Below are 14,353 nucleotides of genomic sequence, written 5' to 3' on the forward strand. Positions count from 1 at the left end.
GCCCCGGCAAGGCTCTAGACCAACGTAGGGGGCTGGTCTTTAGGGCACAGCGCGCTAAACTCGGACTGGCTGTCTTTCTGTCCAACCTGGCTGGAATATAAAAATGAAAAATAATAATAGCCTGCTACGCCATCTACCCTGGCTGTTGCTGGCAATCGTAGGAGCGTGCGCCCTGGGCGTAGTGGCTTTGCGTCGCGGCGAGGCGATCAACGCCTTGTGGATTGTAGTCGCGGCAGTCGCCATTTATCTGGTGGCTTATCGTTACTACAGCCTGTTCATCGCAAATAATGTGATGCAACTCGATCCACGGCGGGCCACCCCCGCGGTGATCAACAACGACGGTCTGGACTATGTGCCGACCAACAAACACATTCTGTTCGGTCACCACTTCGCGGCCATCGCGGGTGCGGGACCTCTGGTCGGCCCGGTATTGGCGGCGCAGATGGGCTACCTGCCGGGTACGCTATGGCTGATTGCCGGCGTGGTGCTGGCGGGGGCCGTGCAGGATTTCATGATCCTGTTCCTGTCCACCCGTCGCAACGGCCGTTCCCTGGGGGACATGGTCCGCGAAGAGATGGGCCGCATTCCCGGGACCATCGCGCTGTTTGGCTGCTTTTTGATCATGATCATCATCCTCGCGGTGTTGTCGCTGATCGTGGTCAAGGCCCTGGCCGAAAGCCCGTGGGGCATCTTCACGGTGATGGCGACCATCCCGATCGCGATGTTCATGGGCGTCTACATGCGTTACATCCGCCCGGGCCGCATCGGCGAGATTTCGATCATTGGCGTGCTGTTGCTGCTGGGCTCGATCTGGCTGGGCGGGCAGATTGCTGCTGATCCGGTATGGGCCAAGGCCTTCACCTTTACCGGGATCCAGATCACCTGGATGCTGGTCGGCTACGGATTCGTGGCTGCGGTATTGCCGGTGTGGCTGATCCTGGCCCCGCGTGACTACCTGTCTACATTCCTGAAAATCGGCACCATCATTGCCCTGGCAATCGGCATCCTGATCACCATGCCCGACTTGAAAATGCCGGCGCTGACCCAGTTTGTCGATGGCACCGGTCCGGTCTGGAAGGGCGGCCTGTTCCCGTTCCTGTTCATCACCATCGCCTGTGGCGCGGTATCGGGTTTCCACGCACTGATTTCCTCGGGCACCACGCCCAAGCTGTTGGCCAATGAAGCCCACTCGCGCTACATCGGTTATGGCGGCATGTTGATGGAGTCGTTCGTCGCCATCATGGCCATGGTTGCCGCGTCGGTGATCGAGCCAGGCGTGTACTTCGCCATGAACAGCCCTGCGGCGATTGTCGGCACCGATGTGGTGACTGTTGCGCAAACCGTCAGCAGTTGGGGCTTTGCGATTACCCCGGAAGCGCTGCAAGCGGTGGCCAATGACATCGGTGAAACCACCATCCTGGCCCGTGCCGGCGGTGCGCCGACCCTGGCGGTCGGCATCGCGCAGATCCTGCACAGCGTGCTGCCGGGTGAAAACACCATGGCGTTTTGGTACCACTTTGCGATCTTGTTCGAAGCGCTGTTCATCCTGACCGCCGTTGACGCCGGGACCCGTGCCGGGCGCTTCATGCTCCAGGATCTGCTCGGCTCCTTCGTCCCGGCGCTCAAGCGTACCGAGTCGTGGACTGCCAACCTGATCGCCACCGCCGGCTGCGTGGCGATGTGGGGCTACTTGCTGTACCAGGGCGTGATCGACCCGCTGGGTGGCATCAATACCTTGTGGCCACTGTTCGGCATCTCCAACCAGATGCTGGCCGGTATCGCGCTGATGCTCGCGACCGTTGTGCTGATCAAAATGAAGCGCCAGCGCTACATTTGGGTAACCATGCTGCCGGCTGTCTGGCTGCTGATCTGCACCGTGACCGCCGGCCTGATCAAGTTGTTCGACGCTAACCCGGCGATCGGCTTCCTGTCGTTGGCAAAAAAATACAGCGATGCGTTGGCCAACGGGCAGATCCTGGCCCCGGCGAAGAGCATCGACCAGATGCAGCACGTGATCTGGAATGCCTACACCAACGCGACGCTGACGGTATTGTTCCTGTTCGTGGTCTTCAGCATCCTGTTCTATGCGATCAAAGTCGGCGTGGCCGCCTGGGGTACCAAGGAACGTACGGATAAAGAAGCACCATTCCAAGCCATGCCGGACGCATGATAGAGGGTTGCAAACATGTTCAATGACATTGGTCGCCTCGGTAAATACCTCGGTCAGGCAGCCCGCCTGATGGTCGGCATGCCCGACTACGACACCTACGTCGAGCATATGCAAACCAAGCACCCGGACAAGCCGATGATGGACTACAAGGCGTTCTTCCGGGAACGCCAGGAAGCCCGTTACGGCGGCAAGGGCGGGCCCAAGTGCTGTTGAACCCATAGGCTTGGGCCTATGTGATCCCCTGTGGGAGCGGGCTTGTGTGGGAGCGGGCTTGCTCGCGATAGCATCACCTCGGTATACCAGGTAGACCGAGTTGCCTGCATCGCGAGCAAGCCCGCTCCCACACAGGCCCGCTCCCACATTTGTTTTGTGTTTCCTCAAGGAGAATATTTTGTCCTCTCCCATCCCCGTCACCGTCCTCAGCGGCTTCCTCGGCGCTGGCAAGACCACCTTGCTGCGCCACCTGCTCAAGGCCGAGCACGGCTTGAAAATCGCCGTGATCGAAAACGAATTCAGTGACGCCGGCATCGACACCCAGCTGTTGGGTGATGAACCGGTCCAAGTCATGACCCTGTCCAACGGTTGCGTGTGCTGCACCATCCACACCGACCTGACCAAGGCCCTGTACCTGCTGCTCGAACGCCTGGACAGCGGCGAAATCGCCTTCGACCGCCTGGTGATCGAATGCACCGGCCTGGCCGACCCGGCGCCGGTGGCCCAGACCTTTTTTATCGATGAAGAACTGCGCGAGCGCTATCTTCTCGACGGCATCATCACCCTGGTGGACGCGGCCCACGCCGAGCACCATCTGACCCAGACCATCGCCCAGGCGCAGATCGGCTTTGCCGACCGCCTGCTGGTGAGCAAGCGCGACCTGGTCGACGACGCCAGCTTCGAGGCCCTCAGCCAGCGCCTGAGCCGAATCAACCGTCGCGCGCCGATCCGTGTGGTGGAACATGGCAAGATCGACTTGGCTGAACTGCTGGATGTGCGCGGCTTCAACCTCAACGCAGGCATGACCTTGCGCCCGATCAGCCAGGCGCCGTCCATCGACCGCATTTCCAGCCTGGTACTGCGCACCGACCAGCCGCTGGATATCGACCGCCTCAGCGAGTTCATGAACGAGTTGCTGGAAGAGCACGGCAAACAACTGCTGCGCTACAAGGGCGTGCTGAACATCGCCGGTGAAGATCGACGCATGGTGTTCCAGGGCGTGCTCAAGCTCTACGGGTTCGATTGGGACACCGAATGGGCCGAAGGCGAGCCGCGGGAAAGCGTGATTGTGTTTATTGCCGATGAGTTACCGCAAGAGAAGATTCGCGCGGGTTTCCAGCGGGTCTACCAACCCTGACTTGAAACGCGACCAGTGTAGGAGCGGGCTTGCCTGCGATAGCGGTAGACCAGTCAATGATGAGTTGGCAGACCCACTGCTATCGCAGGCAAGCCCGCTCCCACATGTTGACCGCGTTCCAACAGGCATAAAAAAGCCCGGCTCAAGAGCCGGGCTTTTTATTCAAGCGCCTGCAATCAAGCGCCGTATACCGGCAGCTTCTTGCAGATGGCCTTGACCTTCTCACGTACCGCGTCAATCACGGCTTCGTTGGAAAGATCAGCCAGGATGTCGCAGATCCAGCCAGCCAGTTCCTTGCACTCTGCTTCCTTGAAGCCACGAGTGGTCACGGCCGGGGTGCCGAAGCGCAGGCCCGAGGTGACAAACGGCGAACGTGGATCGTTCGGTACCGAGTTCTTGTTCACGGTGATGAAGGCTTTGCCCAGGGCAGCGTCAGCATCTTTACCGGAGATGTCCTGCTTGATCAGCGACAGCAGGAACAGGTGGTTCTCAGTACCGCCGGACACCACGTCAAAACCGCGCTCGATGAACACACTGGCCATGGCCTGGGCATTCTTCACCACTTGTTGCTGGTAAGTCTTGAACTCAGGCTGCAACGCTTCCTTGAAGCAGATCGCTTTAGCAGCGATCACGTGCTCCAGCGGGCCACCTTGGGCGCCCGGGAAGACGGCGGAGTTGAGCTTCTTCTCGATATCGGCGTTGGCACGAGCCAGGATCAGGCCGCCACGTGGACCGCGCAGGGTCTTGTGGGTGGTGGTGGTCACCACGTCAGCGTAAGGCACCGGGTTCGGGTAGACGCCAGCGGCGACCAGGCCGGCCACGTGGGCCATGTCGACGAACAGGTAGGCGCCAACTTTGTCAGCGATCTCACGGAAGCGTGGGAAGTCGAGGATCTGCGAGTAGGCAGAGAACCCGGCCACGATCATTTTTGGCTTGTGCTCGACCGCCAGGCGCTCGACTTCGTCGTAGTCGATCAGGCCGTTGCCGTCGATGCCGTACTGCACAGCGTTGTACAGCTTGCCGGAGGAGGAAACGCTGGCACCGTGGGTCAGGTGACCGCCGTGGGCCAGGCTCATGCCCAGGATGGTGTCGCCGCCTTGCAGCAGGGCCAGGTAAACGGCCGCGTTGGCTTGGGAGCCGGCGTGTGGCTGGACGTTGGCGTAATCGGCGCCGAACAGTTCCTTGGCACGGTCGATGGCCAGTTGCTCGACGATATCGACGAATTCGCAACCGCCGTAGTAACGCTTGCCCGGATAACCTTCGGCGTACTTGTTGGTCAGAACCGAACCTTGAGCCTCCATCACCGCAGGGCTGGTGTAGTTTTCCGAAGCGATCAGCTCAATGTGCTCTTCCTGGCGCACAGCTTCTTGCTCCATGGCGGCAAAGAGATCGGCGTCGTACTTGGCAATAGTCAAATCACGGCTGAACATGGCGGTCCTCAAGGATCGGGGGCAGAAAAGAGGGGCATTCTAACCCAATGGGTTTTAGATGGCATATGAAAGGACATCATGTCGCGGACAAGTGGCGTTCATCCAGAGATGGATGGCGTATTTGAGGGCCCTTCGCGGGCAAGCCCGCTCCCACATGGGAGCGCATTTCAACTGTGGGAGCGGGCTTGCCCGCGATGAGGCCATCTGCACCGCCACATGATTTTCAGTCGAACATGAACAGGGCGTCGTTACAGAACTGCGCCTCAAACCGATTGGCCGGCATCGGTCGCCCAAACAGATAACCCTGCACCTCGTCACAGCCGTGCTCGCGCAGGAAGTCCAGTTGCTCATGGGTTTCCACGCCTTCGGCGATCACCGCCAGGTTCAGGCTGTGGGCCATGGCAATGATTGCCCGGGCGATTTGCGCGTCCTGCTCGCCGGAGGGCAGGCCGTCGACGAACGTGCGGTCGATCTTCAGCACGTCGATGGGGAATTGCTTGAGGTAGTTGAGCGATGAGTAGCCGGTGCCGAAGTCGTCCACGGCGATGCTCAGGCCGAGGTTTTTCAGGCTGGCAAGGATCTGCAGGGCCTCGTTGACTTCGCGCATCAGGATACTTTCGGTCAGCTCCAGCTCCAGGCACGCCGGCGGCAGGCCGGTTTCCTTGAGGATGGTGGCGATCCGCGTGCCCAACTGCCCGTCGGAGAACTGCCGCGCCGAGATGTTCACCGAGACTTTGGGCACCCGCACCTTGTTCTGGTGCCAGGTCTTGAGTTGGCGGCATGCCTCGTCGATCACCCAGTCGCCCACGTCCACCACCAGGCCCAATTCTTCCAGCACCGGGATGAAATCCCCCGGCGGCACCAGGCCACGGCGCGGGTGACGCCAGCGCAGCAGGGCTTCGGCGCCGGTCAAACGTTTGCCATCGCCACTGAACTGCGGCTGGTAATAGAGCACGAATTCGTTCTGGTCCAGGGCATGACGCAGGTCGCTCTCCAACTCCAGGCGCTCCAGGGCGCTGGCGTTCATGTCGGCCTGGTAGAACTGGAAGTTGTTCTTGCCGCGCTCCTTGGCGTGGTACATCGCGGTGTCGGCGTTTTTCATCAGTTGGCTCAGTTCGTTGCCGTCCTGAGGGCTCAGGGCGATGCCGATACTGGCGGTGACAAAAAACTCGCGGCCCTCCAGCACAAACGGCTTCACCAGGCTGGCGAGGATCTGCTCGGCCACGTGGATCGCGCGGTTCAACGCCATCTCGCGACTGACCCGGGGTTGCAGGAGCAAGGTGAACTCGTCACCGCCCATGCGCGCCACGGTATCGTCCTCGGCCACACAGCCGAGCAGGCGGGTCGCCATTTCCTTGAGCATGCGATCGCCCGCGGCATGACCCAGGGAGTCGTTGATCGGTTTGAAGCGGTCGAGGTCGAGGAACATCAGCACCACCCACGACTTCTGCCGCTCCGCCGATTGCAACGCGGTGTGCAGGCGGTCCTGGAACAGCGTGCGGTTGGGCAGGTGGGTCAGGGCGTCGTAGTAGGCCAGGCGGTGGATGCGTTGTTCGCTGGCCTTGCGCTCGCTGATGTCGCTGAAAAAACACACGTAGCTGGCCAGGTCGCCCTCGTCATCGAGCACGGCGGTAATGCCGACCCAGGCCGGGTAATGCTCGCCGCTGCGGCGCTTGAGCCACACTTCACCTTCCCAGGTGCTGTGCTGGTGCAACTGCTTGAGCACATAGCGCAGGTGGGCTTCCTGCTGTTCGTCGACGGTGAGCATGTTCGGCAATTGGTCGAGCACATCGGCCACGGCATAGCCGCTGACCCGGCTGAAGGCTTCGTTGGCCTGCACGATATAGCCGGCGGGGTCGGTGATCAGGATCGCCGAGGTGGAGTGTTCGAATACCGTGGCCGCCATGCGCAGGTCTTTCTCGGCGCGGCGTTGCTGGCTGATATCGCGGCCCACGCCGAGGATGCCTTCGAACGCGCCGTGCTCGTCCCACACCAGCACCAGGCGCAGTTCGATCGGCACCTTGCGCCCATCGGCCCGCAGGCAATCGAACAGGAACAGTTGGGTCTGCACGTCATCGCGCAACAAGGCCAGGGCTTCGGGCTGGTCCAGGGCGCGGCTGACCCGTTCCACAAGGGTGTAGATGCCGGTCAGTTGCTGTGGGTTGGCGATGGTCGATTGCCAGCCGTTCTTGAAGATCCAGTCGACTTCATAGCCCAGCACCGCATTCACCGACGGGCTGACGTAGTTGAGGGCCAGTTTGCTGTCGGTGGAGAAAATCACGTCGCTGATGCTTTCGGCCAGCATGCGGTAGCGCTGTTCGCTGTCGCGCAGGGATTCGCTGGCTTCGATCTGGTCGGTAATGTCCTTGGCCACGCCAATGATCCGCGTGACCTGGTCGGTCTTGTCCCGGGCCAGGGCCTGTTCGCGGATCTCGAAGCGCCGCCACTGATTGTTGCGGTGCCGAAAGCGCAACTGGCATTGCAACTGCGCCAGGTACCCGGCGGCGCGTTGCTGCTGGCGCAGGTCGTGGTAGTGCTCGGCGTCTTCGGGGTGCAGCAGGATCTCCCAGAAATACTCGCCCATCTGCTGCAGTTCGTGTTTGTTGTAGCCCAGGGTGTGGCCCAGGTGGTGGTTGCTGAAGATCATGCGCTGGCTGATCACATCCTGCACATACAGGTGATCCGGCACGGTGCGCACCACGTCCGACCAGAACGCCTCGCGCTCCACCAGCGACAGCTCCACCAGTTTGCGGCTGGTGATATCGCTGATGCTGAGGATCACCGCCTTATAGTCGTGCTGTTCTTCCGGCAGGCGCATCACCAGCCACAGGTACTGGTCGTTGCCTTCGATGTCGCTGAGTTGAATCTCCAACTCCAGCTGTTTCTGCTGGGTCAGCACTGCCTCAAGCACTGCGTAGCCAATGGCGCTGGTGTCCAGCGGGCAACCGTCGATCAAACGTTCCCACGCCTGTTCGCAGGACGCCACATTCAGTAGGCGCACCGCGACCTGGTTGACCTCGGTGATGCGCAGCTCCTTGAGCAGTTGCTGGCGTTGCTCGGGGCTGTTTTGCAGCCAATCCTGCAGTTGTTCGCGGGTGTGCAACTGGGCCTTGTCGAAGAAGCCGCGCAGGCCCGACAGGTCGAGCACGCACAAGGCCACGCCGGTACCTTCGAAAATATCCTGGTAGCGGCGCCGGCCTTCATTGACCTGGCGCTGGCGGCGCCGCATGTTCAGCAGCACCAGCACCGGGATCAGCGAAAAGGCCAGGCCCAGCAGGCACTTGCCGATAAACGCCGGCAGCAGTTGCTCCAGCACGGCGGCGCGATCAAACAGCCCGCGCAGTTGCCAGTCGCTTTTGCTCAAGGGCGTGACCAGCACGGTCTTGTTCAGCTCTTCCGGGGTCAGCCCGGCCGACCACTGGCTGGGCATGCCGCTGTCACGACTGACCACCCGGTGGTTCAACTGGTTTTCAATCGCCCACATCGGCCGTGGCCCCTGGCCGTCCTGGCGCGTCAGGTTGGCCAGGTAATTGGGGGCCAGGCGCAACGCCCAGTACATTTTGGCGCCGCCGCTGGGTTGGTGCAGCAGCAGGTAGATGATGGAGCCGTCGCTGTTATTGCTCAGGTAATAGGACTGGGCGTGGCTGCGCTTGACCAGCTCTTCAAGCCAGGCGCTATCCTGGCTGTTGTCGGCGGTATCACTGATGATCGCGCCGCTGGGGGCGAGCAGGGCGACGCTGCGCAGTTCCGGCAACGAGCGCTGCAGGCTGCGCATCAGGGCCTGGTGCTGTTCTTCATTGCGTGGAGGTTCGACGATCGGCAGCAGGTTGAGGGCGATTTGCGCGCTCAGGGCCATGTTCAGGCTGATCTGTTCGGCCAGGTCGGCGCTGTAGTCGATGGTGTATTGCTGCTGGTTCTTCTGGTTCTGCTGCAATTGGTCCAGCAACTGCCAGAACAATAACGCGAGCAGCAACAGGACCAGCGTCGCCAGCGCGCCCTTGAGGGTTCCGTGCAGGGGGGCGCCGGGCGCAATATGCGCTGCGCGCAAGGGGCTTGGCTTTGTTACGTTGGTCAAGCTGTGATCCTGCGGTTTGGCTGTACTGGCGCGCGACGTGCACTATAAGCCGGACGCCCGGAGGGCGGCTAGCATGCCTTGAGTTGTGGCAAAGTGCCAGCCCCGCCTGGCGGGACTATCAGGCCGGGCCGGTACTGATCAGGGCATCCGCCAGTCTGAATAGAATCGCCAGTGCAAAGCAACTGATAACCACAGAAGATGTGCGGTTTATGTTCTGCGGGGTCAGCCAGGCATGTCCGCTGCGTTTGAGGCGTGCGCCGAACAGCACCCAGGCGCACCCTACGGGGATCACCACCGCCGTGAATTGCATGGCGAACTGCCCGTACAAGGCCATGTCGGCAAAGGTCTGCACCGGCACGATGAACGAAACCACCAGCAAACCCTTCGGGTTGATCAGCGTCAGTAAAAAGAAATGCCACCTCGACACCCGCTCTCCGGGCAATGGGGGCAGATCGGCGGCGGGCTCGCGCCACAGGCTGTACGAGGTCTTGACCAGGTAACAGATCGAGACGAACTGCATCACCTTCAAACACCACGGCGCATTGGCCCCCATATGGCTGAGGACGTAGCCCCAAAAAGCAATCTGCAGCAGGTAAGCCAGGCACTCCAACAGGCTCAGGGTCCAGGCCCGCCTGAAACCCGAGAGCACGCCTGCGCGCAGTAACAGGGTATTGGTCGGTCCCGGCATCAATAGCAACAACCCCAGCGCAGACATGACACTAAGCATGGAAGCTGTCTTGCGCGACTGTCCGAGGGTAAGGCGTGATCCTGCATGTATGTGCCATGTGTCTTCTTCTAGGGAGGGGTTGCCGGGTATTGTGTTACATCTGGCCCGCTGCAGGAAAAAGCGCGGCTCAAAAGCGCCTGTCAATCTGCCCGCCGCCGCCGACTTAGGTTAACCTTGATCATTCGATGTGCTACGTACAGCGCCATGACGCTACGCAGGCCCTGTTCTCATCTTTTTACGAGGTCCACATTTTGGCTCAATACGTTTTCACCATGCATCGGTTGGGCAAAGTTGTTCCACCGAAGCGGGAAATCCTGAAAAACATTTCGCTGTCCTTCTTCCCGGGCGCCAAGATTGGCGTACTCGGCCTCAACGGTTCGGGTAAGTCCACGCTGCTGAAAATCATGGCTGGCGTCGATACCGAGTTCGAAGGCGAAGCCCGCCCGATGCCTGAACTGAACATCGGCTACCTGCCGCAAGAGCCGATCCTGGACCCGTCCAAGACCGTGCGTGAAGTGGTCGAGGAAGCCGTCAGCGTGATCAAGGACGCCCAGGCCCGCCTGGACGAGGTCTACGCCGCCTACGCCGAGCCGGATGCCGACTTCGACAAACTGGCTGCCGAACAGGCCAAGCTCGAAGCCATCCTGCAGGCTGGCGACGGTCACAACCTGGAGCGCCAGCTGGAAGTCGCCGCCGATGCGCTGCGCCTGCCGGCCTGGGACGCCAAGGTCGAGCACCTGTCTGGTGGTGAAAAACGCCGCGTGGCCCTGTGCCGCCTGCTGCTGTCGGCCCCCGACATGCTACTGCTCGACGAACCGACCAACCACTTGGACGCCGATTCCGTGGCCTGGCTGGAGCACTTCCTCCATGACTTCCCGGGCACCGTGGTCGCGATCACGCACGACCGGTACTTCCTGGACAACGTCGCCGGCTGGATCCTGGAGCTCGACCGTGGCGCCGGTATCCCTTACGAGGGCAACTACTCCGGTTGGCTGGAAGCCAAGTCCGACCGTCTGGCCGCTGAATCCAAGCAGCAGTCGGCCCATGAAAAGGCCATGAAGGACGAACTGGAGTGGGTGCGCAAAGGCGCCAAGGCCCGTCAGTCGAAATCCAAGGCCCGTCTGCAACGCTTCGAGGAAATGCAGTCCCAGGAATTCCAGAAGCGCAGCGAGACCAACGAAATCTACATCCCGGCCGGCCCGCGCCTGGGTGACAAGGTCATCGAATTCAAGAACGTCTGCAAAGGCTATGGCGATCGCGTGCTGATCGACAACCTGTCCTTCTCCATGCCTAAAGGCGCCATCGTCGGCGTGATCGGCGGTAACGGTGCGGGTAAATCCACGCTGTTCCGTATGCTGATGGGCAAGGAACAACCGGATTCGGGCACCATCGAAGTCGGCGAAACCGTGCAGTTGGCTTGCGTGGACCAGAGCCGCGAAGACCTCGACGGCAGCAAGACCGTGTTCCAGCAGATCTCCGACGGTTCCGACCAGATCCGTATCGGCAACTATGAAATCCCGTCGCGCACCTACGTTGGCCGCTTCAACTTCAAGGGCGGCGACCAGCAGAAGTTCGTCAAGGACCTGTCCGGTGGTGAGCGCGGTCGCTTGCACCTGGCCCTGACCCTCAAAGAAGGCGGCAACGTGTTGCTGCTCGACGAACCGTCCAACGACCTCGACGTGGAAACCCTGCGTTCCCTGGAAGAAGCCCTGCTGGACTTCCCGGGCGCCGCGATTGTGATCTCTCACGATCGGTGGTTCCTTGACCGTGTGGCGACGCACATCCTGGCGTACGAAGACGATTCGCAAGCGGTGTTCTTTGAAGGCAACTACACCGAATACGAAGCCGATCGCAAGAAGCGCCTGGGCGAAGCGGCTGCCCAGCCGCATCGTGTACGGCACAAAAAACTCGCCTGATTCGGGTTGGTTTGAACAAAACGGAGCCTTCGGGCTCCGTTTTTTTTGGCGCAATTGAGAGGGACCGAGGTGACTTCATCGCAGGCAAGCCAGCTCCCACATTTGACCGTGTCGTAGCAGAGGTACTCGATCTAATGTGGGAGCTGGCTTGCCTGCGATCGCGGTCTATCTATTGGTGCGCCCCTTGAACTGAAATCCCTGTTTTGGGGCAAAAAAAGCGCGTGTATTTATATCTATCGCACCATTTAAATTCACAAAAGCGACATTTTGCCCTGTCGCGGTGCGACATGAATTGATAAAGTCCTGGGCAAATCGCCATTAACGACAATAAATCTGCCGAGACTTTTCATGATCGAATCCGTCGAATCCTTCCTTGCCCGCCTCAAAAAACGCGACCCGGATCAGCCGGAATTCCACCAGGCTGTGGAAGAAGTCCTACGCAGTCTGTGGCCCTTTCTTGAAGCCAATCCCCACTACCTGACCTCGGGCATCCTGGAGCGCATCTGCGAGCCGGAACGCGCCATTACCTTCCGGGTATCGTGGGTCGATGACCAGGGCAAGGTCCAGGTCAACCGCGGCTTCCGTATCCAGATGAACAGCGCCATCGGCCCCTATAAAGGCGGCCTGCGCTTCCACCCGTCGGTTAACCTGGGGGTGCTGAAGTTCCTCGCCTTCGAGCAGACCTTCAAGAACTCCCTGACCTCGCTGCCCATGGGCGGTGGCAAGGGCGGCTCGGACTTTGATCCCAAGGGCAAGAGCGACGCTGAAGTCATGCGTTTCTGCCAGTCGTTCATGAGTGAGTTGTACCGCCATATCGGCGCGGACGTGGACGTACCGGCCGGCGATATCGGCGTGGGCGCCCGGGAAATCGGCTTCCTGTTTGGCCAGTACAAGCGCCTGAGCAACCAATTTACCTCGGTGCTTACCGGCAAGGGCATGAGCTACGGCGGCAGCCTGATCCGCCCGGAAGCCACCGGCTTTGGTTGCGTGTACTTTGCCGAGGAGATGCTCAAGCGCCAGGGCCAGCGCGTCGAAGGCAAGCGCGTGGCGGTTTCCGGTTCCGGCAACGTCGCGCAATACGCAGCGCGCAAGGTCATGGACTTGGGCGGCAAGGTGATTTCCCTGTCCGACTCCGAAGGCACCTTGTACTGCGAAAGCGGTTTGACCGACGAGCAGTGGTCGGCGCTGCTGGAGTTGAAAAACGTACGGCGCGGGCGCATCAGCGAACTGGCCGCGCGTTTTGGCCTGGAGTTTTGCGCCGGCAAGACCCCATGGGAGCTGGCGTGCGACATCGCCCTGCCATGCGCGACCCAGAACGAACTGGACGCCGAAGCCGCCCGCACCCTGCTGCGCAACGGCTGCATTTGCGTGGCCGAAGGCGCCAACATGCCGACCACCCTCGAGGCTGTGGATATCTTTATCGAAGCGGGCATTCTGTTTGCCCCGGGCAAAGCCTCCAATGCTGGCGGCGTGGCGGTGAGTGGCCTGGAAATGTCGCAAAACGCCATGCGCCTGCTGTGGACCGCCGGTGAAGTGGACAGCAAACTGCACAACATCATGCAGTCGATCCACCATGCCTGCGTGCACTACGGTGAAGAGAATGGCCGGGTCAACTACGTGAAGGGCGCGAACATCGCAGGCTTTGTGAAAGTGGCGGATGCGATGCTGGCGCAGGGCATCGTCTAAACCGCGAGCTGAGCGACACCGATGATCAATTGTGGGAGCTGTCGAGCCCCAGCGCGGCTGCGATAGCGGTAGGTCAGCACAGGTTTACTGCCTGGCCCAGCGCAATCACAGCTTCGCTGGGGCTCGACAACTCTCACATTCGCTCTGCTGTTACTGGCTGCGATAAGCCCGTGCGGCGTCGCGGTCCTTCTCCTGCTGCCAGGCGCGTTCGCGCTCGTCCCAATGGCGCTCGCGGTAGTCATTCTGGTCCTCGCTCTCGCGCATGGCCTTGCACTGGCGAAAGCCGTCCTCCCAGCCTTCGGCGTACGCCTGGTCTTTCAAATAGCGCGGGACGTTCTTGCGAAACTCCCCAGTAATCACCCCGGCCGCCTGGCGCCCGCTGCTGCAGCCATCGTCAAAACCGTCGGCGAAGGGCGGTGGATAACCCTTGGCCAGTAACTCATCGTGGGTGGATTGGCAGCCTGAAAGCGCCATCACTACACCCAACATCACAGCGAACCGCCACATCTCATACTCCCAGGCCGTTGAGCGGCTGATAAGGGAAGTCTAGAAGGGGATTCGTCGGGGCGATGTGAAAACGGGGTGAGCAATTTGTTTGGGCGGCTCACTCGCCACAGGGGCTTAGGCGGTGGGTTGCGCGAGCGCAGCGTGTTCGGCCAGTTCTTGCTGGATGAATGCGCCAATCATCGCGCGGTACACCTGCTCCGTGACGTCGGGGTTGGCGCCGAGGGTTTGCGCTAAATCGCGAACCTTGTGGATCACTTGTTCGACCCGTTGGGGTGCCTTGACCCCATCGCTGTCTTTTTTGAAGCGGGCGGCCTGGGACACGAAACTGCCGCGCTCGGCCAGCAGGGCGACGATCTGGCGGTCAAGGCGGTCGATGTTTTCCCGGACGTGTTCAAGGCTGGTGCAGGTAACGGCCATGTCGTAAGAGCTCCTTAGGGTGTGGGATAAACGCGGGCCAAATGTGGGAGCGGGCTTGCTCGCGATGGCGGTGG

General features: G+C 60.9%; 10 protein-coding genes. 5 read left to right on the top strand and 5 right to left on the bottom strand.

Translation table 11 applies throughout. The features are described 5' to 3' along the window. The first annotated feature begins 103 nt into the window (after positions 1-103). The 3 genes from HBO19_RS00225 (at position 104) to yjiA (ending at position 3,521) form a co-directional block, all read left to right on the top strand. Positions 104-2,170 (top strand): carbon starvation CstA family protein, encoded by a 2,067-nt coding sequence (locus HBO19_RS00225; RefSeq protein WP_170056697.1) that lies wholly within the window; start codon positions 104-106, stop codon positions 2,168-2,170. 15 nt (positions 2,171-2,185) lie between these two features. Beyond that, complete coding sequence (locus HBO19_RS00230; RefSeq protein ID WP_029292120.1) at positions 2,186-2,383, top strand: YbdD/YjiX family protein; 198 nt, start codon at positions 2,186-2,188, stop codon at positions 2,381-2,383. Positions 2,384-2,561: 178 nt separating this feature from the next. Beyond that, positions 2,562-3,521 carry a GTPase gene (gene yjiA / locus HBO19_RS00235; protein ID WP_170056698.1) on the top strand — a complete coding sequence of 320 codons (960 nt, stop codon included), beginning with the start codon at positions 2,562-2,564 and terminating at the stop codon, positions 3,519-3,521. Between the two features lie 176 nt (positions 3,522-3,697). Here the strand turns inward: yjiA and glyA are convergent, their stop codons facing one another. The 3 genes from glyA to HBO19_RS00250 form a co-directional block, all read right to left on the bottom strand. Beyond that, positions 3,698-4,951 (bottom strand): serine hydroxymethyltransferase, encoded by a 1,254-nt coding sequence (glyA, locus tag HBO19_RS00240; protein ID WP_038443507.1) that lies wholly within the window; start codon positions 4,949-4,951, stop codon positions 3,698-3,700. Positions 4,952-5,174: 223 nt separating this feature from the next. Continuing rightward, on the bottom strand, positions 5,175-9,026 hold the full coding sequence (locus HBO19_RS00245) for a bifunctional diguanylate cyclase/phosphodiesterase (RefSeq protein ID WP_170041701.1): 3,852 nt from the start codon (positions 9,024-9,026) through the stop codon (positions 5,175-5,177). Positions 9,027-9,144: 118 nt separating this feature from the next. Further along, entirely contained in the window at positions 9,145-9,753 is a 609-nt protein-coding gene (locus tag HBO19_RS00250) for a LysE family transporter (RefSeq protein ID WP_169951076.1), read from the bottom strand. 251 nt (positions 9,754-10,004) lie between these two features. On the opposite strand from HBO19_RS00250, the gene ettA reads away from it, so the two are divergent. Together ettA and gdhA are read left to right on the top strand one after the other, a co-directional pair. Continuing rightward, on the top strand, positions 10,005-11,669 hold the full coding sequence (gene ettA, locus HBO19_RS00255) for an energy-dependent translational throttle protein EttA (protein ID WP_029292090.1): 1,665 nt from the start codon (positions 10,005-10,007) through the stop codon (positions 11,667-11,669). Positions 11,670-12,017: 348 nt separating this feature from the next. Further along, on the top strand, positions 12,018-13,355 hold the full coding sequence (gdhA, locus tag HBO19_RS00260) for an NADP-specific glutamate dehydrogenase (RefSeq protein ID WP_169951074.1): 1,338 nt from the start codon (positions 12,018-12,020) through the stop codon (positions 13,353-13,355). A gap of 150 nt (positions 13,356-13,505) precedes the next feature. Here the strand turns inward: gdhA and HBO19_RS00265 are convergent, their stop codons facing one another. Further along, positions 13,506-13,862, bottom strand: a complete 357-nt coding sequence (locus tag HBO19_RS00265; protein WP_170041704.1) for a hypothetical protein — start codon at positions 13,860-13,862, stop codon at positions 13,506-13,508. A gap of 114 nt (positions 13,863-13,976) precedes the next feature. After that, entirely contained in the window at positions 13,977-14,279 is a 303-nt protein-coding gene (locus tag HBO19_RS00270) for a chorismate mutase (RefSeq protein WP_169951070.1), read from the bottom strand. Positions 14,280-14,353: the final 74 nt, after the last annotated feature.

It is taken from the genome of Pseudomonas sp. WS 5021 (assembly GCF_012985535.1).
Lineage (GTDB): Bacteria > Pseudomonadota > Gammaproteobacteria > Pseudomonadales > Pseudomonadaceae > Aquipseudomonas.

Bases quoted from the DNA above. Each gene is read 5' to 3' on its own strand.
- HBO19_RS00225 (WP_170056697.1), top strand. From the start codon at position 104: ATGAAAAATAATAATAGCCTGCTACGCCATCTACCCTGGCTGTTGCTG.
- HBO19_RS00230 (WP_029292120.1), top strand. From the start codon at position 2,186: ATGTTCAATGACATTGGTCGCCTCGGTAAATACCTCGGTCAGGCAGCC.
- glyA (WP_038443507.1), bottom strand. From the start codon at position 4,951: ATGTTCAGCCGTGATTTGACTATTGCCAAGTACGACGCCGATCTCTTT.
- HBO19_RS00250 (WP_169951076.1), bottom strand. From the start codon at position 9,753: ATGCTTAGTGTCATGTCTGCGCTGGGGTTGTTGCTATTGATGCCGGGA.
- gdhA (WP_169951074.1), top strand. From the start codon at position 12,018: ATGATCGAATCCGTCGAATCCTTCCTTGCCCGCCTCAAAAAACGCGAC.
- HBO19_RS00265 (WP_170041704.1), bottom strand. From the start codon at position 13,862: ATGTGGCGGTTCGCTGTGATGTTGGGTGTAGTGATGGCGCTTTCAGGC.
- HBO19_RS00270 (WP_169951070.1), bottom strand. From the start codon at position 14,279: ATGGCCGTTACCTGCACCAGCCTTGAACACGTCCGGGAAAACATCGAC.